The 17,365-nt window shown below is 56.0% G+C and carries 24 protein-coding genes and 2 pseudogenes; 14 read left to right on the top strand and 12 right to left on the bottom strand.

Going from position 1 to position 17,365, the window contains the following annotated elements; genetic code table 11:
• Positions 1-19 precede the first annotated feature (19 nt).
• Positions 20-802 (bottom strand): DUF2786 domain-containing protein, encoded by a 783-nt coding sequence (locus BLR16_RS02655; RefSeq protein WP_092194079.1) that lies wholly within the window; start codon positions 800-802, stop codon positions 20-22.
• A 382-nt stretch (positions 803-1,184) separates the two neighbouring features.
• Positions 1,185-2,042, bottom strand: a complete 858-nt coding sequence (locus tag BLR16_RS02650; protein ID WP_016980848.1) for a phosphoadenosine phosphosulfate reductase domain-containing protein — start codon at positions 2,040-2,042, stop codon at positions 1,185-1,187.
• A 284-nt stretch (positions 2,043-2,326) separates the two neighbouring features.
• Here BLR16_RS02650 and BLR16_RS29170 point away from each other — a divergent pair.
• From BLR16_RS29170 to BLR16_RS02630, 5 genes and pseudogenes are all read left to right on the top strand, one after another.
• Positions 2,327-3,097 (top strand): annotated as a pseudogene (locus tag BLR16_RS29170) (MCP four helix bundle domain-containing protein); the annotation flags it as partial.
• Complete coding sequence (locus BLR16_RS29165) at positions 3,074-3,955, top strand: methyl-accepting chemotaxis protein (protein ID WP_371123441.1); 882 nt, start codon at positions 3,074-3,076, stop codon at positions 3,953-3,955. The pseudogene BLR16_RS29170 and the gene BLR16_RS29165, both read left to right, overlap by 24 nt.
• 219 nt (positions 3,956-4,174) lie before the next feature.
• Entirely contained in the window at positions 4,175-4,363 is a 189-nt protein-coding gene (locus tag BLR16_RS02640) for a hypothetical protein (protein ID WP_046832831.1), read from the top strand.
• Between the two features lie 125 nt (positions 4,364-4,488).
• Positions 4,489-4,722: a PLD nuclease N-terminal domain-containing protein gene (locus tag BLR16_RS02635; protein WP_054077494.1), complete on the top strand. Its 234-nt coding sequence runs from the start codon at positions 4,489-4,491 to the stop codon at positions 4,720-4,722.
• A gap of 250 nt (positions 4,723-4,972) precedes the next feature.
• On the top strand, positions 4,973-5,236 hold the full coding sequence (locus tag BLR16_RS02630) for a DUF1652 domain-containing protein (protein ID WP_057405239.1): 264 nt from the start codon (positions 4,973-4,975) through the stop codon (positions 5,234-5,236).
• 51 nt (positions 5,237-5,287) lie between these two features.
• On the opposite strand, the gene BLR16_RS02625 is transcribed toward BLR16_RS02630, so the two are convergent.
• Positions 5,288-5,458: a hypothetical protein gene (locus BLR16_RS02625; protein ID WP_332873186.1), complete on the bottom strand. Its 171-nt coding sequence runs from the start codon at positions 5,456-5,458 to the stop codon at positions 5,288-5,290.
• Between BLR16_RS02625 and BLR16_RS28515 the strand changes: the two genes are divergently transcribed.
• The gene (locus BLR16_RS28515; protein WP_092194077.1) at positions 5,457-5,777 is read left to right on the top strand and encodes a hypothetical protein; all 321 of its coding nucleotides are present in this window, start codon (positions 5,457-5,459) and stop codon (positions 5,775-5,777) included. The two genes, BLR16_RS02625 and BLR16_RS28515, sit on opposite strands and share 2 nt — an antisense overlap.
• Positions 5,778-5,881: 104 nt before the next feature.
• Here BLR16_RS28515 and BLR16_RS02615 read toward each other — a convergent pair whose 3' ends face one another.
• From BLR16_RS02615 to BLR16_RS02595, 5 genes are all read right to left on the bottom strand, one after another.
• Positions 5,882-6,694, bottom strand: coding sequence for a YfdQ family protein (locus BLR16_RS02615; RefSeq protein ID WP_074806253.1), 813 nt, complete (start codon positions 6,692-6,694; stop codon positions 5,882-5,884).
• Between the two features lie 40 nt (positions 6,695-6,734).
• On the bottom strand, positions 6,735-7,088 hold the full coding sequence (locus tag BLR16_RS02610; RefSeq protein ID WP_016567829.1) for a hypothetical protein: 354 nt from the start codon (positions 7,086-7,088) through the stop codon (positions 6,735-6,737).
• An 88-nt stretch (positions 7,089-7,176) separates the two neighbouring features.
• Positions 7,177-7,767 carry a hypothetical protein gene (locus BLR16_RS02605; protein WP_074806256.1) on the bottom strand — a complete coding sequence of 197 codons (591 nt, stop codon included), beginning with the start codon at positions 7,765-7,767 and terminating at the stop codon, positions 7,177-7,179.
• Positions 7,767-8,105 (bottom strand): hypothetical protein, encoded by a 339-nt coding sequence (locus BLR16_RS02600; protein WP_074806260.1) that lies wholly within the window; start codon positions 8,103-8,105, stop codon positions 7,767-7,769. Before BLR16_RS02600 ends, BLR16_RS02605 begins: the two co-directional genes overlap by 1 nt.
• Before the next feature lie 438 nt (positions 8,106-8,543).
• Positions 8,544-8,945: a response regulator transcription factor gene (locus tag BLR16_RS02595; RefSeq protein ID WP_072365966.1), complete on the bottom strand. Its 402-nt coding sequence runs from the start codon at positions 8,943-8,945 to the stop codon at positions 8,544-8,546.
• A gap of 346 nt (positions 8,946-9,291) precedes the next feature.
• Between BLR16_RS02595 and BLR16_RS02590 the strand changes: the two genes are divergently transcribed.
• Positions 9,292-9,900, top strand: a complete 609-nt coding sequence (locus BLR16_RS02590) for a hypothetical protein (RefSeq protein WP_074806263.1) — start codon at positions 9,292-9,294, stop codon at positions 9,898-9,900.
• A 168-nt stretch (positions 9,901-10,068) separates the two neighbouring features.
• Positions 10,069-10,310 (top strand): annotated as a pseudogene (locus BLR16_RS02585) (DUF1652 domain-containing protein).
• A gap of 54 nt (positions 10,311-10,364) precedes the next feature.
• On the opposite strand, the gene BLR16_RS02580 reads toward BLR16_RS02585, so the two are convergent.
• From BLR16_RS02580 to BLR16_RS02570, 3 genes are all read right to left on the bottom strand, one after another.
• A complete protein-coding gene (locus BLR16_RS02580) occupies positions 10,365-10,874 on the bottom strand; it encodes a hypothetical protein (protein ID WP_074806267.1) in 510 nt (169 codons plus the stop codon).
• Positions 10,875-10,876: 2 nt separating this feature from the next.
• Positions 10,877-12,070, bottom strand: coding sequence for an AAA family ATPase (locus BLR16_RS02575; RefSeq protein WP_074806270.1), 1,194 nt, complete (start codon positions 12,068-12,070; stop codon positions 10,877-10,879).
• Positions 12,071-12,222: 152 nt separating this feature from the next.
• A complete protein-coding gene (locus BLR16_RS02570; RefSeq protein ID WP_074806272.1) occupies positions 12,223-12,930 on the bottom strand; it encodes a LexA family protein in 708 nt (235 codons plus the stop codon).
• An 83-nt stretch (positions 12,931-13,013) separates the two neighbouring features.
• Between BLR16_RS02570 and BLR16_RS02565 the strand changes: the two genes are divergently transcribed.
• Entirely contained in the window at positions 13,014-13,253 is a 240-nt protein-coding gene (locus BLR16_RS02565) for a helix-turn-helix domain-containing protein (protein ID WP_074806275.1), read from the top strand.
• A gap of 213 nt (positions 13,254-13,466) precedes the next feature.
• On the opposite strand, the gene BLR16_RS29160 is transcribed toward BLR16_RS02565, so the two are convergent.
• Positions 13,467-13,712, bottom strand: a complete 246-nt coding sequence (locus tag BLR16_RS29160; RefSeq protein WP_074806278.1) for a hypothetical protein — start codon at positions 13,710-13,712, stop codon at positions 13,467-13,469.
• Between the two features lie 202 nt (positions 13,713-13,914).
• Between BLR16_RS29160 and BLR16_RS02555 the strand changes: the two genes are divergently transcribed.
• The 5 genes from BLR16_RS02555 to BLR16_RS02535 are packed head-to-tail and all read left to right on the top strand — an operon-like array spanning position 13,915 to position 17,354.
• Complete coding sequence (locus BLR16_RS02555) at positions 13,915-14,688, top strand: helix-turn-helix domain-containing protein (protein WP_074806282.1); 774 nt, start codon at positions 13,915-13,917, stop codon at positions 14,686-14,688.
• A complete protein-coding gene (locus BLR16_RS02550) occupies positions 14,685-15,356 on the top strand; it encodes a replication protein P (protein WP_074806286.1) in 672 nt (223 codons plus the stop codon). The genes BLR16_RS02555 and BLR16_RS02550 overlap by 4 nt, the downstream gene beginning before the upstream one ends.
• On the top strand, positions 15,353-15,649 hold the full coding sequence (locus tag BLR16_RS02545) for a DUF1364 domain-containing protein (protein ID WP_074806288.1): 297 nt from the start codon (positions 15,353-15,355) through the stop codon (positions 15,647-15,649). Before BLR16_RS02550 ends, BLR16_RS02545 begins: the two co-directional genes overlap by 4 nt.
• Entirely contained in the window at positions 15,646-16,077 is a 432-nt protein-coding gene (locus BLR16_RS02540; RefSeq protein ID WP_046719597.1) for a VRR-NUC domain-containing protein, read from the top strand. Before BLR16_RS02545 ends, BLR16_RS02540 begins: the two co-directional genes overlap by 4 nt.
• Positions 16,074-17,354, top strand: coding sequence for a tyrosine-type recombinase/integrase (locus tag BLR16_RS02535; protein ID WP_074806289.1), 1,281 nt, complete (start codon positions 16,074-16,076; stop codon positions 17,352-17,354). The genes BLR16_RS02540 and BLR16_RS02535 overlap by 4 nt, the downstream gene beginning before the upstream one ends.
• The last annotated feature ends 11 nt before the right edge of the window (positions 17,355-17,365 follow it).

Here is a 17,365-nt window from a genome sequence, read left to right as displayed (position 1 = left end):
GGCGGGCGGGTTTGGAGTCTTAGGCGCGCGCGGACAGAGCTGGTGCGTGTTCGGCACCGCTGGCCAAGCCTGCATGCAAGTCGACCTTGGTGCGGGCCAGCATCCCGGCGATCTGCGCGTTGAGGTCGAGCTCTGCCTCTCTGACCTTCCTGGCTTTGCCGATCTGCTTGTCTGCGAGGTAGCTATCGATCAGCGCTTGGTGCTGGGCTTCTACTGCTACCAGCCCCTGTCCTGCGCTTTGGTGTTCTGGCGTTGTCGGGTCTTCGCCACGCGGCACAAGCTCTTGCAACTTGCTCTCAACCGCGAACACCCAGGCTATGGCGAAGTGATCGCCGGCAGTGGGGGCGGAATAGCAGCTCCGGTACTTGCCGGCACGCACCCCGGAAACGTATGCGTTCCGAGCCCGCGTCAGCTTCGCAAGAAGAGTTTCGTAGGCGTAGAGAGCGATGTGCTGGGCAGGGCTCACCCCCACAAACTTTGCACGCTCGACGCGATTCTTTTTGGTCTCGCACCAATGGGTGTAACGCAGGGCCTTGACGTTGAACACCTTGGCCACAACGGCGCTCAGTTGTTGGTCCCATAACGGGCGGCGCGCAGCGCGCGACATCGAGGATTGAGCCTCGCCAACGTCGCTGACCTTCACGTCCGTTTCGCTGAGGTGGTACTCACGCATCAGCGCCTGCGCCTGGCGCATCGCTGTGGCCGCTTCGTTCTCGTTCGAGCTTTGCGAAAGTGCCAAGCAATGCTTGATCTTGCGGATAGCCCGCTCGAGCTTTTTCGGGTCAATGGTTTTATCGGACATAGTTCATCCTCGCCGGGGTGGCGTGATTCGTTGAAGTGGATGGGCTGTTGCTTTACTGGACTAGTGCGTGAGAGTAGAGTGCGTGCACCCTGGCGCTCCCTATAGACAGAGCTAAAGTCATCCGTGCTGGTCATATCTGCATGGTGGACCGATGATCGTATGTACTAGATCAACGTCGCGGGCCGAACGTGATCACGTCATGTTCGAACCCATCCCCTGTCTCGTCATACGGAGGTTCTCATGCAAATCGAGATCGTTATCAGGCTAGACCTGACAGCGCTGATCATGCTGCTTAAAGCTGCATTCTTAGGCCTGTAAGTGTCGCCCCGGGCAGGAGAGACCCTCCCGGGTTCTATTTAATCAAGATCTGTTTCGAGCCAAGTTAGTCACCGCAAAAGCATGCTATGGCTTCGTCGTGGTCGGCGAACATATCGAACTGGGTGTCGGAGTAGTCGAGCATCTGCTGATAGCTTGGCCGGTCGAAGCGGAACAGGGCGCCGTCTGTTGTGGCGGCGCTGCTCTGGGTGGCGGTGCGTTCCATACGAGCCCACCAGTCGGCCTTGCTCCGGTCGCTGGCAATGATCGAGTAGACCTGCTTTGCACCTTTGAGAAAGCACAGGTCGCAGTTGCCCTCCAGAGTGCGGCCATTGATCGTCGGTAGTTCCAGATCAAACGGCTGCACCTTCCAGAACTCTCCGATCTGCTGCACGCCGACGCCTGCATCTGCCAGCGGCATCACCATCGTGGCGTGTTTGCTCTCTGTAGTGGTCTTGCGATGCCGTATCTTGGCGACCCGGCGCGGTTCATCAGCTCGGATGCCGGTCATCATGTCGACCGGTGTTTCCTCTGTGGAGCATCCAACCATCCGCAGGTACTTGTGGATCACCCTGATTTTTAGGTCAATGGTGCAGAACCGTGTGACCGGGTTGGGTAGATAGCTTCGCTTGCGGATCAGCGCTTCGAACGGCTCGCCGTCGCGGCTGGCGGTTTCGTAGGTGACGATGGCGAAGCCTCGATCATCATCGCGGTACTCCAGCCAGACAATGGGCACCTGCCAGCGCCGCGCGCATTCGTTCACAAAGTCGAGGGTGGCGGGGTGCTCCTTGCCAGTGTTGGCAAACGTGACGATCAGATCGTCCAGATCATCGTTGGCGTCCAGCACCTGGCGCAGCATGTACGCGCTGGTCCGGCCACCGGAAAAGCTGACGACCGTCGTCCCGGACATTTTGTAGGGGGACATGGGGATTCCTCGCCGGGGTGGCGTGAGTCGTGGAAGTAGGGTTCGGATGGAGTTGACTCGCTGTCTCTCAGACCAAAACACCTTTGCTCAATTGACGTAATGGTGCGGAGCGTGGGATGAATCGATGAATTTAGGGCCTTTTGATTAGGGGACACATACAGTTACAACAGCCTTGCCTCTTTAAACCCTTTGTTTGCAGGGCTTTCCGTCTGCACCCGACGAACGGCGGTCGTGGTGAACGTCAGGTTTGACGACATAGGGGAACATGACCTGGAGTTCTCGATATGATGCTGCGTAAACTTAATCTTGCCCCCCGATCCGCTGTCTGTTTTGGATTGTTCTGTCTGATGATTCTTGCATTGGGAATTATCTCGCTTAGGCAGGTATCAAGCTTGAATGCTTCAGAGAAGTTTGTTGAAACGAATGTGGTACCAAGCATCTCGCTCGTGGGGTCGATGGACCGTGAGTTCGTGAGTATCAGAGGTAGCAATTCTAGACTGCGCAATCCTATTGAACCTGCTGATCGCAAAGCCGCTGCATTGGAAGACGTCAAAAAATCAAAACAGGCAGTACAGGATTTAATTTCTAAACTGCAACCACTAATAGTGACACCAAAGGGCAAGCAAATTTTCGGCGAACTATCCCAAGCCTATTCTGAATACCAAGTCCTTCAAGACCAATATTTGGTCCTGATCGCTGCAGCAAATGTTGACGAAGCCGTTAAGCTATCCAGCGGGGCAATGAAGCAGTCTGCTGATGCCGTAGAACGCCTCATGAAGAGCCTAATTGAGCTGAACAACGCTAAAGCGAAAAAGGCTGGCGAGGAAGCTACGGCAATTTATGCGGATACGAAGCTGATTGTTGGAGGTTTCATCGCAGCGAGCACGCTTGCAGCAATCGTTCTTGCTCTGATGTACACGCGCAGCATCACACACCCAATTAGCCAGTCGTTGACCATCGCCGAACGCATTGCCAAAAATGATTTGACCGAAGTCATTGAGCCTCAAGGACATGATGAAGTCGCTCGGCTCATGATGGCTTTGCAAGCGATGCAAGGCGGGCTGCGTAACACGCTTTCCTCCATCTCCGATTCTTCCAATCAGCTCGCTTCAACGGCTGAAGAAATGCATGCGGTTACAGAGGACGCAAATAAAGGAATGCTGCGGCAGAACAATGAAGTCGAGATGGCCGCAACGGCTGTAACCGAAATGAGCGCTGCCGTTGAAGAAGTCGCTCGAAATGCTTCGGCAGCATCTGAGGCTGCTACTCGTTCAAACTCTTCAGCAGTGTCTGGGCGCGCACGTGTAGATCAAACCGTCGAGGCTATCAGTTTGATGGTTGGTAGCGTCGAAGACGCTACCAAGGAAGTGCAAGGGCTCGCCGTTATGGCTACTGATATCAGTAAGGTCCTGGACGTTATTCGCGCAATCGCTGAACAGACCAATCTCCTTGCACTCAACGCCGCAATCGAAGCTGCTCGAGCCGGTGAGGCTGGTCGGGGATTCGCGGTGGTGGCGGACGAGGTGAGAGCGTTGGCCCATCGTACCCAGCAGTCGACGAGCGAGATTGAACAGATGATCAGCTCGATACAGAAGGGTACTGGAGCTGCTGTGTCCGCGATGAGCCACACGAACGCCCAAGCTCAAAAAACCCTCGATACTGCCCATGGTGCCGGATCTGCGTTGGTCGAAATCACCGAGTCGATCGACAACATCACAGAGCGGAATGTTCTGATTGCAACGGCCTCGGAGGAGCAGGCCCAAGTTGCCAGAGAGGTGGATCGCAGCTTGGTAAGCATTCGCGACCTCTCTAACCAGGCATCCGACGGGTCAAGTCAGACAGCAATCGCGACATCTGAATTGACCAAGCTTGCTGTCGAACTGAATAGGCTTGTCAGCCAGTTCCGCATGTAGGTCTGAGTTCGAACCAAACCACTCGGCTGCGCTAGCTCGCAGTGATGAGTGAGCCGTTGACACATCTGTGCACCCTGTCGTCTGGCAGCGTGCACATCATGTCGATGCAGTCGCCTACCAGTATCTGGTGGAGCTGGCTCATAAGCTATTCCAAAGGGTGGCGTGAGTCGTTGAAGTGGGGTATGAAAGGTTTTCCAGATAGACAGGCAGGGCGTTGATATGACTTTGAACAGTGATATAGAAGCGCTTGAGGCAATAGCGGAAGAGGCTGAGGAGCTGTTAACCAGGCTGGAGCTATTGGAAGGTCATCAAAAGTCGGAGCTACTCGCCGGCATTCGGCAAATAATCGCGATGGCGCGCTACCGCAAAGCGCCGGGCAGGGCAGAAGGCGTTCATCCCGACATGTGAGGATGGAGAAGAGTACAAAAGCGTTCAAAAAAACTTTGATTCGTCTCTGGACCCTCTATCACTTCAACTGAACCCTCACGGCCAGCGGCTGCCAACCATGAACATCAATATTTGGAGCACATGTCATGGAAGCCATAATCAGCCTACTCTGGTTGCCGTTCTCACTACTCATCCTGTTCGCGAACATTGTCGTGATCATCGGCATTTGTAGGAGCCAGAGAAGTGTGGGAGAGAAGGCGGCTTGGAGCATAGGCATCATGCTATTCCCAGTTCTGGGTCTGATTGTCTGGGGTGTAGCAGGGCCGCGCGGTATAAAGCCGGGCACCGGGCCATCTTCGGATCAGCACAGCAAAGGGTAAAAGGAACTGCAGACATCACACCGTCACTTGCTCGCCGGTTTACGTCGTTGAGGGCGTCACGGCGTACGCTCGTGCGGTGCTGAAATTCCCGCCGCTGCTATCACGGCTCATGTCTTTTTGGTCTTGGTCCCCGGACCGGTGTGGGTCACATGAAGCTTGCTGCGTTGCAGGGATCAAATTTTGGGAACTAGTGATAATCGATCTGACCTAAACTTTACGGTGCCTTAATACCGGAAAAGGAGGTGGAGGTATGGTTTCTAGTCTGGAATTACGGCATATCATTGAATCGGCTTTTCTGCCCATGAAGTGCGTCTGTACGATTGAGCCGGACGGTTCAATTTTCATTCAGATCTTCGACCAAAGCACAGGTAAGGAGGAGTTGACGGTTACGGGAATTGCCCCGTCATGTCTTGGCTCGAGCCGCGCGATTGCGTCTTTGGTCACGGAGCTAAAAGAAGATATGCGCCGTCGTAGCCTTGCACCCGAGCGCTGGAATAAAGCGCACAAGGCTTAGAAAACTGAAGCCCGCGTTTTGGCTCGCGCGCCTCAGTATGGGGTGGCGTGCTTACCCGGTACGCGGCGCAGTCTTCGACGTTCTGACCGCCCAGCTTTTGCCCCTTAAGCGAATGCCGTAGGGCGGGTCAGTGACAACGCTGTCTACGGAATCGACGGGCAGGCTGCGCATCACCTCCAGGCAGTCGCCCAGGTGCAGTTCATATTCCGTGGGTGGCTCCATGCATGCGCCGCCCTCCGTGTGCGGTGGTGGCAAATTGGTTGGGGATGCGGTATTACGGGTGACCGGCATGGAGCCGGATCAAAAGGAGTTGCAGGTGTCGAATGAAAACAAGCGAGAAGTCGCTCTAGAGCAGGCAACAGTTGCGCTACTTAGCGAGATGGCTAAGCATGGAATCGACCTATCTCGATTAGGAGGCTTGGCAAAATCCGGGATTATGGGAAACGCGATGTACACATGGGTATCCGATACTGAGATCAAATCCCAAGCGTGCGAAGCTATCGACTATCTGATAGGGCGAGTCGAAATAAAGCAGGGCTGATAACTTCATTCCCCGGATATTGCCGAATCATCAGCAAACTTTTGCGTCGCAACTCCAGTGCCACGATTAGGATACGGTTTTCGTGGCGCTGGGGGATTCATCTTTTAGGCTGAAAAGCTACCCAGCGCCAGCTGCGCAGCATCGCCCACCTTCGCTTCCAGCACAGACTTGAACTCTTGCGCAATCTCTTCGCGCTGCACGTCCTCGCCGACCCAGCGCAGCTTCAGCACCGGCTGTGCGCCGCTGGTGATGACCGAGATTCGCAGGATGATTTCTCGCAGTTGCAGGCCTTCAAACGGAATAGCCGAGAAGATCAGCGACGTGGGTAAGGTTTCCTTGCTGATCGCCTCGATGGCATCCATTGCGCTGCGGCTGGCGCGTGTCTCGCTGACGGTGTGATCGCTTTCCGACGATGCCTTGACCGTGATCGTGCGCACGGCGGCGATGGCTTTGGCCAGCGGGATGTTCTGCAGTTCATCGCCGACCGCCGACAGGGTGCTGTGCCAGTCTTCAATCCAGTCGCTCATATCCTTCTGCGACATGGACCGGCCACTGATCGCCTGCACGGCCTGATAGGCAGCGGTGGGCTTGAGCTTCAGCACAGCGCGATCATCTGCGTGGCCTGGCACTTCTTCGTTGCCCAGGTTGAACAGCACCGAACAGGTCATTTCGTCCTGATTGATGAAGCCCTTTGCGTCGGCGACTGCGCGGTCGGAAACGTATTTGGCGAAGTCCGCCAGGGCGTTGGTGGAGAACGTGCCCCGGAAGCGACTTCGGCCTGCGCCGAATTGCTCAAGGTTCACGACCTTCGCGCCTTCCGGCAGCACGATGGTTGGCGTGACGGTGTTCAGCTCTTTGCCTTCCGCGATCAGCGCGGTATCAGTGATCAGTTGAATTGCTTCTTTCGTGAGGGACATTTGTCAGCTCTCTTTTGGGAGGAAGGGTGGTTGCGATTGATCAGGTGCGAGGCTTGACCGGTGCTTGGTCGCGCTCGAATAGCTGGCCAGGGTGCGGAGCCTCAGCGAACAGCGTTACCTGGCCGCCGGTGCCGACGTTCATCGGGGTATCCAGCGCGGTGTTCTCGCTACGGGTGCCGCGCTTGGTCGGCACCTTGTAGTCGAGCTTGTGTTTGATTTTCACCATGTGGGAATCGCCGATCTGGCTCATGTCTAGGGTGATGACCAGCTTCCCGGCCTTGCCGTGCTCAACAACGCCCGAGGCGACTTCGGAAATTGCGTAACCGATCTGGCTGGCGAACGCGCCGCCATTCAGCTCGTTCAGGAATTCGGTTGTATCGGTAGGCGTAGACATTGGAGTTTCTCCGGGGGCTTGATTCCACTGGGTGGGATGTTGAGTTGAAGAGGGCGGCGGCGATGGTTGGCGCGGGACTGCATGCGCTTCACTTGCGATAGATCCTGTTCACCGGGTAATCGATGTTGAAGTCTGCGATGAGTCGTTCCATCAGCGTGCTGCTGATGCCGATCAGGTTCTTGGCGGCGTACCGAGACAGCCCGCGGTCCCTCGCTTCCTTGATGCGCAGAACGTTCAACGCATCCGCGACGGGGTCTATGCGCTGGACCTTCACACGCGAAAGGTGTGGGCTTGGATCGAAGCGCTTGTACTCGAACCGGTGCTCGGCGGCGATCTTACGCAGCATGTGGTGGCTGACCCCGGTGGTACGGCTCACGTCGGTGACGGTGGTTGTCTGTGCCATGTGGCGGATCTGCGCGACCACCTCATCGCTGACGTGGCCCCGTGGGAGATTCGTCTTAGGGGGCGGTGGAGTTGCTGCGCGCATCGCTTCCTTGGTCCGGCGGCGAGGTGCTGGCTTTGCTGCTGGCCCCATGCGTCCGTATGGCCTGGGCTTGTATGCGAAACCCTGCAGCGTGGCGATCACGCCGCCGCTCTTCAGGAACTCAGCCACTTCGGCCTCAAGGACGGCGGACCGCTCTTTGTTGCGCTGAATCGTGCTCAGCTCTGGACTGATCATCAGCTTGCACCGTACAGCGCGAACAGCGCCAAGCCGGTGGTGATCGCAGCAGTCCAGCGCAGCATGTGAGTGGCGAACGACAGCTGACGTACAGGCTGGGCTTCCAGTTGCTCAGCGATTTTGCACGCCGCGCAGTGGCCGCGATGAACGCCGCGCACAGTACCGGTTGAACGCTCGACGATGCCGAACTCGTTATTGCCATTTGGCACGACCGTGAAGCGCGGCAGAGCTGCCGGGTTCTTGCGGCCGACCTTGTCGTAAAACTCGGCAGTGGAAAGGGTGCAGCGCTGACGCAGGCCTTCGAGGATCGCACGACGCTGGCTGATTGTCTGATGCATATGAGGCTCCTTGACCGCATTGGCCAGATGCCAGGCGCGGGTGACCAAACCCAGCCGTGAGACTGGCCTGGCACCTGCCGATGCGGTCGTAACGATTTGGGGGAGGGTGATGCAGGGGGCCGATTTAACGGTTTGAACTCATCCGCATCGGAGATTGATCGGAACACCAGGGCGCTACCCCTGCTTGATTCCCGCCGCGTTTCAGGTATTGGCCGACAGATTCGGCTCAGGACTTTTCCGGGGCTTTGCGATCCTAGCGCTGCAGCCCGCTTGGGCACGCTCCGATCAATCTCCGATGCGGACTGGTCTGCGTTGAAGCGTTCCAGGCGATCGGGAAGGTCTCCAACCTTCAGACGGGGACTCTGATTATTTACATTGCCGTAGGCCCGTGAAGCGGCAATTTCTGTCTGGCTTTCGCCATGTTCCTTGGTGCTGCTATCAGCAGATCGCCGCCACTGGCCTCAGCTTGTCCGAGCCCTTACGGCTGATCTTCTGTTCGTACCCGCCCCGGCGTGACTCAGGGGCTCTGCGCTCGCGCCTCATCGATTCATCGCCCAGCACCGCGTGCAGAACGATGATCGACATGAACAACAGGCAGAGCGGGGAAATGATCTGTCGGCGCATGGCCTCGGCGATCATCGCTGTCTGGCGATTCACGCCGAGTTTGAACATTGCGACCGACAGCCGCTTCACAACCGTGCCCGGCGCGATGCCGAACGTGCGGGCGATTTCCTTGGCTGTGCAGCCCTGGGCGGCTGACAACAAATACTGCAACTCTCGCGGCGCAAGACCACGGCCGAGGTGGCCTCTCCATGCCCCGCATACGATGGTGGTATCCATTACGTCTACTCGGTGGTTGTCATCCCAAAGCACCCGGCAAGCCAGGTGCTTCAGTGATGCTGTCCAACAGGTGATTCCGTTCTCTGTAAAGAGCTTCGTCCAGTCGGTCCCGTTATCCGGGGCTGGGAGATCACTTCGCTGATCCCGTGCTATCTGGCGGCTTCACCAGTCTTGTGTCGCTGCGGTTAATCGCTGCGATAGGTAGAATATGAACCACAAGTTCATATGTGGTCAAGTACCAAAAGTACATAATTTTCATGTGGGTGCAAAAAAACCGCTTGGTGGTGGGCCCTGAGAATTTATCGCTCTCTGTTACAATCTACCCACTCAAATTTTGGAGCTGGAGATGAAAAGGATTATCGCCTTGTCTGTGTTCGCTTTTGCCCTTGGCGGATGCGCCTCTGGGGCTGTATGGAAAGCCACTGGCAGCACTGACGAATTCACAGACAAGACCACCATGATGGTGACAACCGGGGACTTTTCTGCAGGTAGCAGCATCATTACAAGCACTCTGAAATTCTATCCGGTCGTGCGAAAAGAGGGCGGGCAGGTTTATGTAGGTGTCATGTCTGGCGGCAGGTTCAAGATCCCGGTAGGCACAGTGCAGATGCGGATAGATCAAAACGAAGCATGGACTATCACGCCCCAGGAAACGCCAGTTAGCCTAATGCCTGCTGCACCGCAGTACATTCTGAACCTGCCCCCTGAACAGGCTGCCATCGTCAAAAACGCACAAGAGCAGGCCATGATCAATGCCACAAAGATGATGAGCCCATATACCATCTCGGGCGGCGATAAGGCCAAGAAGATTCTCAAGCAGATGCTTGCTGGGAAGGTTCTCAAGTACCGAACTGTAGGAATTAATCAGGCGGCGTCGACCACTGGCGAGGTCGCGCTCGATCCTTCTCTGGCCGAATCGCTAAGGCTGGCAGGGATAGACGCAGCGTCGCTATAGTTGTGGCAGCAAAGTCCGCTCAGTGGCGAGCCAGGTCAGATCAGGAAGGGGGGTCACGCGGTGCCGGGAGTGTGTTGGGCATAACGCCAGCACTATCCAATATCTCGGCCATAATCGGCCCAACTTAGGCCTCAGGAATTCAGTTGGCTTGCAACCAGGATGGACCTAATGAATTCCCAAATGGACCTGAGGCGTTGCATAGAGGCAGCGTTTTTGCCAATGAAGTGCGTAGGCGTGATTGCGCCCGACGCGTCTATGACGATCCGGATATTCAACACGTACACAGGGGCAGAAGAGTTCCCAGTAACTTGCATTGATACTCAGGCACTGGTGACAATCTGGGACATAGTCCGGCTCGTACTTGAGGTAAAGGAGGGATGAGACTGAGAAGGCTTGCGTCTACTGGCTAGGATAGGGGGAGCAGTGTAGGCCTAAAAAGCCCTACACCGGAGCTGCCTGACGATTTAAGATTTGCGAGTTATGAAAATTATTAGGTCGTTCAGGCATGAGGCCGACATGCGGCCGCGCTCAATGACTGCCTCTGGAAAATGCTTTCCATAGAACGATTCATCAGTCGCATCTCCGGAAAGGGTCGCAGTAAGCAGGTCCTTGCATTCCTTTGTAGTCCTGCCTGGCTTGCATGCCTTCACGGCGAGAAGGGTTGCTTCAATTGAAGGAGTGGATACAAATGTAGCGACTCTATTGGTCTTCAGCCACCTTTCAACCTCAACCGATATTGGTACGTCACCGTCGAAAACCGCGCCTATCAAATTATAATCACCCGTTCTTGTCGCAGACTTTATCGCGGCGACAATTCCATCTGGTCCTTTACCTTTGGCGTTTTTGACTGTCATCGATACGAAAGAGTCTCGGCCACAATATATCTGCTTCAAGTGCCTAAGGAACGCCTCTTCGGTATATCCCTCGACCGCTATTAGAATAGTATTGTTAGTGCGTCGAATAGGCTTTTTCATGATTAAATATTCGGCACCGCACCGTAAGTGCCAGACATGTACTTGGCGTAGAAGTTATCATCACTCCGCACTCCACTCATGTCACATAGCCTCCAAGCCTCACTAATGCCGTCATTTTTTTCGACTAATAGGATCTGGCATTTTTGTAGATCATTCAAAATTTCCACTGAGTGAGTTGTGAAAATAATTTGTGCGTTGTTTGGATTGGTCTTTGGATTGAAAAACAGGTCAAGGACGCTATCTAACATGTGTGGGTGAAGGTCTGATTCCAGCTCATCATAAATCATTACTCCACCCTCCTTTAACACGGGAAGAAGTCGGCTAAGGAGCACGTAGGCAGACTGCGTACCGCTTGACTCGGCCAGCAGTGGCATTTCATACGTTTCGTCGCCGAATGCATGGACGCCGAAAGGCATCGTCATTTCAAACTCTTCACCTTTTTCGTTTACATGCTTAAGCTTCGTAAGCTTGACATCTGCCAGGCCTAGATCCCAAGCGCGGAGTCGTGAAACCATAAGTTGCCGATAAACTTCATGATTTTCGTAAAATTCGGTGCCATCCAATAAAGACTGGTAGTCATTCTTTATTGCTCTTCCAGAGGCATTAATATTGGTATGGAACTTTGAGAAATAATCGACTAGCATTACTGCTAGATTATGATCTTGCTGAGCGGCGAAAGAAATGATCGAAGAATTTCGCTTCGCCTTGGAAGCTGTCCGCTTGTCGAAGCCAAAACCTTTAAGGTTGTAGGTATAATCCTTATTGCCGCTATTTAAGGTTCGTGAGAATACATTGCTCCATTGCCTACTTGTTTTCTCGTAAAGATGCTCTTCAAAAATTTGTTTCGAGTTTACTACTAAGTTGTATCTGAAAAGACGTTCGTGAGTTTCAAAAACTAACTGAAACGTACTTGGCTCGCTCATTTTTAAAAAATGCTGGCGAGTGTAGGTGCCTGCGTCTGGCTTCAGGCCAACGGACTTTGAGATAAACCAGGCGATGAAAGCGAACGGCTTGATTGCGTTAGTTTTGCCTGCGCCGTTTGCGCCGACCACTGCGAGAATTTTGCTCGTTCTACCACCTGCTGCCGTCGAGACGCAGCTTTTCTCGTTCTCTGCTGCCCGACCGTCCATGGCGAACGAAATCTCAACCTCATCCAAGAATGAGTAGAAATTAGAAAATGTGAGGGAATGCAGCATCTTTATATCGCTCGACCATATTCAACAAAATTTTGTTGAATATGGGCTCAGTTCGCTAGCCTGTCAACTGCCGAGTTTCTACGCTGCTGCCAGAAAGCCGGATGCGGTAGGCTCGTTACAGGTTTGCCCTGAAGCAGAAGATGCTGTGATCTTTATGTGAATTTCGTAAGCGACCTGACCACTATTCCAATGATCCTGCAGTCTTCAGTGCACTGCACGGTTGGGTAGGCTGAGTTCAGAGGCTTCAGGTATCTGACGCCGCCGTCCTCTACCAGCTTCTTGAACGTCGCCTCGTTGCTACCAGCCAGCTTCGCGATCACCAGCTTGCCTGGGCGCACGTCTGCGCGGGTGTCCACAAGGATCTGCGAGCCCTCTGGAATCGAAGGGGCAGTAGGAGCCGTCATAGAGTCCCCTTTAACCTCCAGCCAGAAGGCTGGGCCCTTGGCCTGGTAGTCAGACACGTCATATTCATCAGCAGCACCTGGCGCGTAAGGCTCAACCGCTTCCGACCATCCGCCGGCAGCGACCCAGCTCACTACGGGGTAGCGGTACATTTGCGCAGGCTGATGAATCATGGCGACGTTTGATGGCTCGCTGGCACCTGCTTTGCGATCGACTGAAGCCTCATCAGTACCGTTTTGAAGCCAGCCAAGGGGCGTATTCAATCCCTCTGACAGCGCCCTCATCTTTGCAGGGCCTGGAATTGCCTCTCCGTTCAGCCATTTACTGGCCGCTTTAGGCGTGACCCCTGTCATTTTTGACAGGCGAACACCAGCGCCCCATGTTTCGACGTGGTTATCTGCCAGCGCTTTCTTTAAGCGAGCCGCAAAAGCAGCTCTTAATTCTTCTATCTGAACCATAGGTTCAGTTTTGCACGCGCTTGCATGTACTTTCAGTTCCGACATAATATGTACTGCAAGTTCATATTTGACCCGGAGGCCACATGAGCCCGCTAAAGAAATCGATTGATGACGCCGGCGGCGTTCCGTTGGTGGCCTTGGCTTGCGGGAAGACCCCGCGTGCCGTTTACAAATGGCTCACCGCCGAATGCCTGCCCCGTACCGAGTACACCGGCGAAACGCGTTATGCCGAGCGAATCTCAGCGCTCGCAACGGCTAGGGGTAAGCCTTTTGAGGCCGCTTGGCTTCTCGCCGAAGCGCATCCGAACAAGTCAGCGGCGTGACGGCAATTATCCGCTCAGGCGGGAAGGGCTGTTAGTACAGCGGATGGGCTGTTGATTCATCCAGTACCAAATTCAGCAACGTTCATGGTCGAGAACAGGCCAGGAGAAGGGGTATGAGCAGCAACGAATATTTGGCGGAGGGAGGTCCAGCAGTGGAAGTAGATGCGGGCGCAGCGCCGGAAGCCCTACAGCCAGCCGGCGCGCCGCTGTTCGTTAGTGTCTCGGACCTGGGGGAGACGTTATCCCAGCACGCTCTACCGCATCCACTGATCTTTGAAGTACATCGATCAGCGCTTTCGTCTGCGGAAGCGTCAGCGCATAGATCGGACTCTTCTGAGCCTCCGTCGCCCTCTGAAACGGAGTCGAAATGAAGCCCAGCTCTAACAGGACGAGCTGCATTGCTTCGACAGTCCTTACATCCCATCCAGCTACAGGGTTTAACACCAAATCATCTGACATGCCCGGTCTCCATGACCTTTTTGTGTGGAAGAAGAAAGCTTTTGCGGATGCGCTAGACACCCATAGAGCCTGAATTTCAGGCAAAAAAAAGCCGGTGGCTAGACCGGCTTCTTCACAACTTTGCGAGACAGATTATGCACATCAGACCTGAGCAAGGCAACACAGGCAGAACGATTGGAGTAGCACTGTGAGCGTTCAAGCAATGTCGTGGGCGCTACAGATCCCGCGCGTGACCCTTTCCGATTCCAGCGCCCGTCACGTCCTGCTGTGCCTGGCCAACTATGCCGGTACTGACGGACGCGGAGCGTTCCCTTCGGCCACCACCCTGAGCGAAGACACTGGCCTTTCCGAGCGCACAGTGCGTTCCAAACTTGAGCTGTTGAGGGCGTCTGAACTGATCGTTCCAGGCAATCAGGCGCTGGCCGCTGTGTACATCGAGCGTCATGACCGCAGGCCGGTGGTATATGACCTTCCTATAAAGCGGGGTGCAAATCCTGCACCCCGGACTGAACGGGGTGCAGATGACGGCACGGGGTGCAAATCACAGCAGAACGGGGTGCAGAATTCGACCGAACGGGGTGCGAAATCTGCACCCAATACGTCACTTAACCATCAACTAACCGAACAGCAGCAGCCGCGCGAGATTTCGGACGTTATCGATGAGCAGGATAAGCAGGCCCTTGAGTCAACCGACGATCGCCAGCGCTTCGCAATGTTCGCCGACTGGGCACCGGATAGCCGTTACCTGATCGCCCAGGCTCAGATTGCTGGAGTCAAGCCTGCCGATATCCCTGACGCGCTGATCCGCAGTTTCATCGGCTGGTTTGTGGCCAAGCAGAACACCGTAGACACATCCGCCGGCTGGTGTAACCGCTTGGTGGGTTGGTACGTGAAAGAGCGTGCCAAAGGCTCACTGTCAGCCGACGAAGAATCGGCAGTCGGCGGCGACTGGGCTTCAAAGGGGGTGATCCTGTGAATGGGCCTGTTCGAGCTGGTTATCTGGTCCAGAATCGGAGAACCGATCCGATCTACACCCCACCGCCTGCGGTCTCTGTCGAGATCGACCCGGCCACCCGCCAGGTAATCGACGAATTGTTTCTGCGGCTGCGTGGAGCTTGCGGCGCATGGAGACAGTCTTGGCCGACCGAGGAGGTGATGAACGCCGCAAAACTGGAGTGGCTGGCGGAATTCATGCGCTCCGGGATCAACTCAATGGATCAACTGCGCCACGGTATGCGCATGGTCAGCGCGAGCAAATCAGCATTCGTGCCCGCGCCTGGCGTGTTCGTGAGCTGGTGTTTTGCTCCAGAGGGCCTTGGCCTACCCAGCGTCGAGGTCGCGTATTCCCAAGCTCTGCGTAACTCGCACCCAGGCATGGAAGGACGCGGTAAGTGGTTTCACCCGGCGATCTACCACGCCACTGCGGCCTCCGGCTTTCTCAGCCTGCAAACGCTTCCCCGCGACCTGGGTATGACCCGCTTTGAGCAGAAATACCTCGAGCAGTGCCGCAAGATTTGGCGTGGTGAAGAGTTGCCGCCCGTGCCTGTGGCGCAGCTCGCCGCGCCCGGCAAATCAATCACTCCCGAAGTGGGTAACAAGGCGTTGGCCGCGCTCCGTGCCAAGCGCAGCGGAGACGTGCAATGAGCAAACTCACCGACGAAGCGCGTGACCGCGAGTGCCAGATTCGTTACCCAGGATGCTCGAGCGAATCCTCGACCACCGTTCTCGCCCATTACCGACTGGCTGGTACTTGCGGCATGGGCATCAAGCCAAACGACTTGCAGGCCGCTTGGTCGTGTGCTTACTGCCACGACATCGCCGATGGCCGCCTGCGCGCCCCGGCGGTGCTGAGTCGTAACGAAGTCCGCCTGTTCCACGCCGAGGGTGTCATGCGTACCCAGGACGCCCTGATTCGCGAAGGGAAGGTGTCACCGTGAAGCCCGCCGAAATGACGTTGTTCAAACCGAAGCGTACCCGCGCCAAGTCCGTCGACCGTGAAGGTCTGGAGCAGGCCGCATTGCTGCGCGAGCTCAAGCTGCGCATGCCGCTGGTGGCGGCGTTGATCTACCACGTTCCCAACGGTGGCCACCGGCTCAAGCAAGTGGCGGTCAAGTTGAAAGAGCAGGGCGTGCGCGCTGGTGTTCCCGATCTGGTGCTGCCGATGGCCCGTGGTGGGTACTTCGGCCTGTACATCGAATTCAAAGCCACGCCACCGAACGATGCCGCCGTCTCTGGCAGCCAGTACGAGTGGATACGTCAGCTCAACCTGCAAGGCTATCTGGCGATCGTCTGCCGTGGTCACTTCGACGCGATGGAGCAGATCCGCGCATACCTCCGACTTCCTAAGACTGTGGTGGCCGCATGAGCCAGACCCTGCTTACTTCGTTCTCTGATGCGGAAATCCGTCGTCAGGCAGCGAATTCAGACGTGCGCGACCTGCGCGATGCTCGTTACCCGGGAGTGTACTTTCGCTTTCACCAGAATCGTGAGCGCGGCACTTGGCACCTGGTCGTGGGCAAGAAGTGGGAGAAGATCGCCGGTTTCCCAGAGCTGCCGGTGAAAGGGCTGATCAACGCTCTGCCGAAAATCCGGGAGCGCCTTGCGACTGACCCTAAGGCTTCTGCCGCAGCTGGCACGCTGCAGACCGTTGGCCAGTTGCTGGAGTGGTTCATGGTTCGGCAGTCCACCGAGCGCAGCCTGTCGGCAAAGCGCCGCGCCACCAACACCTCAATCATCACCTGCCACCTCAAGCCGCGCCTGTCTGAACTGCTCATTGCCGATGTGGACCGGTCCACCTTGGACAAGCTGGTCATGTGGCCCATGCAGGCCGAAATGTCGCTCTCCTACGTCCGGTTGATGTGGGGCGTGCTGGTGGTCGCGTTCCGACAGGCCGAAAAGCTGCGTCTGATCGCCCAGAACCCAGTCGCCGGTTTCAAGTTCACCGACTTCACCAAGGCCCGCATCCTGCCGAAACCATCGCGGCTGCGTGCTGTTCAGCTGGAAGAGGTGCTTGGTGACCTTGCTGCCGGGTTCGACCAGCACCCGCAAGACTGCATGCTCGCTTTGATGATGCTGTGTCACGGCACGCGTGCTGGCGAGACAAGGCAGGCCCGGTGGTCGCACCTCACGCTGGGTGAGCAGGGCGAGTGGTTCATACCTGCCGAGAACACCAAGACCCGCTGTGAGCATCGCTTACCGCTGACCCATCAAGCCTGTGCGTTGCTGGAGCGGTATCGGGACTGGCAGTCGTCGAAGGGCTACAAGGGTGCCTACATGTTCCCGGCTCGCAACCGTGGGCCGATCAGCGACAGCCAGGCATGTGCCGTATTCGCTCGCCTGGGCAAGGGTGAGTGGACGAGCCACGACCTGCGCAAAGTGGCCCGGACCGGCTGGACTGATCTGGGTGTCGACTTCCTGATCGGCGAGATGCTGGTGAACCACACGCTGACCCGCAACGTGCAGACCTATATCCACACCTCGGCTGAACTGCTCAAGCGTGACGCGCTGATCAAGTGGCACGAATGGTTAGACGGGAAAGGCTTTAGCCGCATTCACCGCTCGACCCTGACTAGAAACGAAAATTCGCAGAATGCAGTCGAGGCCAATAACGGCGCGGCTTCCAGCGCGATCACGAATCCATAAAAGGCGAGGTT

This window comes from Pseudomonas sp. BS3767 (assembly GCF_900099665.1).
GTDB classification, from domain to species: Bacteria; Pseudomonadota; Gammaproteobacteria; order Pseudomonadales; family Pseudomonadaceae; genus Aquipseudomonas; species Aquipseudomonas cerasi.
The sequence above is the reverse complement of the archived record's forward strand: the minus strand, read 5'-3'. Positions and strand labels throughout refer to the sequence as shown.

What these genes read in the sequence shown, in the direction of transcription:
- BLR16_RS02655 (WP_092194079.1), bottom strand. Translation starts at nt 802, where the DNA reads ATGTCCGATAAAACCATTGACCCGAAAAAGCTCGAGCGGGCTATCCGC.
- BLR16_RS02650 (WP_016980848.1), bottom strand. Translation starts at nt 2,042, where the DNA reads ATGTCCCCCTACAAAATGTCCGGGACGACGGTCGTCAGCTTTTCCGGT.
- BLR16_RS29165 (WP_371123441.1), top strand. Translation starts at nt 3,074, where the DNA reads ATGATGGCTTTGCAAGCGATGCAAGGCGGGCTGCGTAACACGCTTTCC.
- BLR16_RS02640 (WP_046832831.1), top strand. Translation starts at nt 4,175, where the DNA reads ATGACTTTGAACAGTGATATAGAAGCGCTTGAGGCAATAGCGGAAGAG.
- BLR16_RS02635 (WP_054077494.1), top strand. Translation starts at nt 4,489, where the DNA reads ATGGAAGCCATAATCAGCCTACTCTGGTTGCCGTTCTCACTACTCATC.
- BLR16_RS02630 (WP_057405239.1), top strand. Translation starts at nt 4,973, where the DNA reads ATGGTTTCTAGTCTGGAATTACGGCATATCATTGAATCGGCTTTTCTG.
- BLR16_RS28515 (WP_092194077.1), top strand. Translation starts at nt 5,457, where the DNA reads ATGCATGCGCCGCCCTCCGTGTGCGGTGGTGGCAAATTGGTTGGGGAT.
- BLR16_RS02625 (WP_332873186.1), bottom strand. Translation starts at nt 5,458, where the DNA reads ATGGAGCCACCCACGGAATATGAACTGCACCTGGGCGACTGCCTGGAG.
- BLR16_RS02615 (WP_074806253.1), bottom strand. Translation starts at nt 6,694, where the DNA reads ATGTCCCTCACGAAAGAAGCAATTCAACTGATCACTGATACCGCGCTG.
- BLR16_RS02610 (WP_016567829.1), bottom strand. Translation starts at nt 7,088, where the DNA reads ATGTCTACGCCTACCGATACAACCGAATTCCTGAACGAGCTGAATGGC.
- BLR16_RS02605 (WP_074806256.1), bottom strand. Translation starts at nt 7,767, where the DNA reads ATGATCAGTCCAGAGCTGAGCACGATTCAGCGCAACAAAGAGCGGTCC.
- BLR16_RS02600 (WP_074806260.1), bottom strand. Translation starts at nt 8,105, where the DNA reads ATGCATCAGACAATCAGCCAGCGTCGTGCGATCCTCGAAGGCCTGCGT.
- BLR16_RS02595 (WP_072365966.1), bottom strand. Translation starts at nt 8,945, where the DNA reads ATGGATACCACCATCGTATGCGGGGCATGGAGAGGCCACCTCGGCCGT.
- BLR16_RS02590 (WP_074806263.1), top strand. Translation starts at nt 9,292, where the DNA reads ATGAAAAGGATTATCGCCTTGTCTGTGTTCGCTTTTGCCCTTGGCGGA.
- BLR16_RS02580 (WP_074806267.1), bottom strand. Translation starts at nt 10,874, where the DNA reads ATGAAAAAGCCTATTCGACGCACTAACAATACTATTCTAATAGCGGTC.
- BLR16_RS02575 (WP_074806270.1), bottom strand. Translation starts at nt 12,070, where the DNA reads ATGCTGCATTCCCTCACATTTTCTAATTTCTACTCATTCTTGGATGAG.
- BLR16_RS02570 (WP_074806272.1), bottom strand. Translation starts at nt 12,930, where the DNA reads ATGGTTCAGATAGAAGAATTAAGAGCTGCTTTTGCGGCTCGCTTAAAG.
- BLR16_RS02565 (WP_074806275.1), top strand. Translation starts at nt 13,014, where the DNA reads ATGAGCCCGCTAAAGAAATCGATTGATGACGCCGGCGGCGTTCCGTTG.
- BLR16_RS29160 (WP_074806278.1), bottom strand. Translation starts at nt 13,712, where the DNA reads ATGTCAGATGATTTGGTGTTAAACCCTGTAGCTGGATGGGATGTAAGG.
- BLR16_RS02555 (WP_074806282.1), top strand. Translation starts at nt 13,915, where the DNA reads ATGTCGTGGGCGCTACAGATCCCGCGCGTGACCCTTTCCGATTCCAGC.
- BLR16_RS02545 (WP_074806288.1), top strand. Translation starts at nt 15,353, where the DNA reads ATGAGCAAACTCACCGACGAAGCGCGTGACCGCGAGTGCCAGATTCGT.
- BLR16_RS02535 (WP_074806289.1), top strand. Translation starts at nt 16,074, where the DNA reads ATGAGCCAGACCCTGCTTACTTCGTTCTCTGATGCGGAAATCCGTCGT.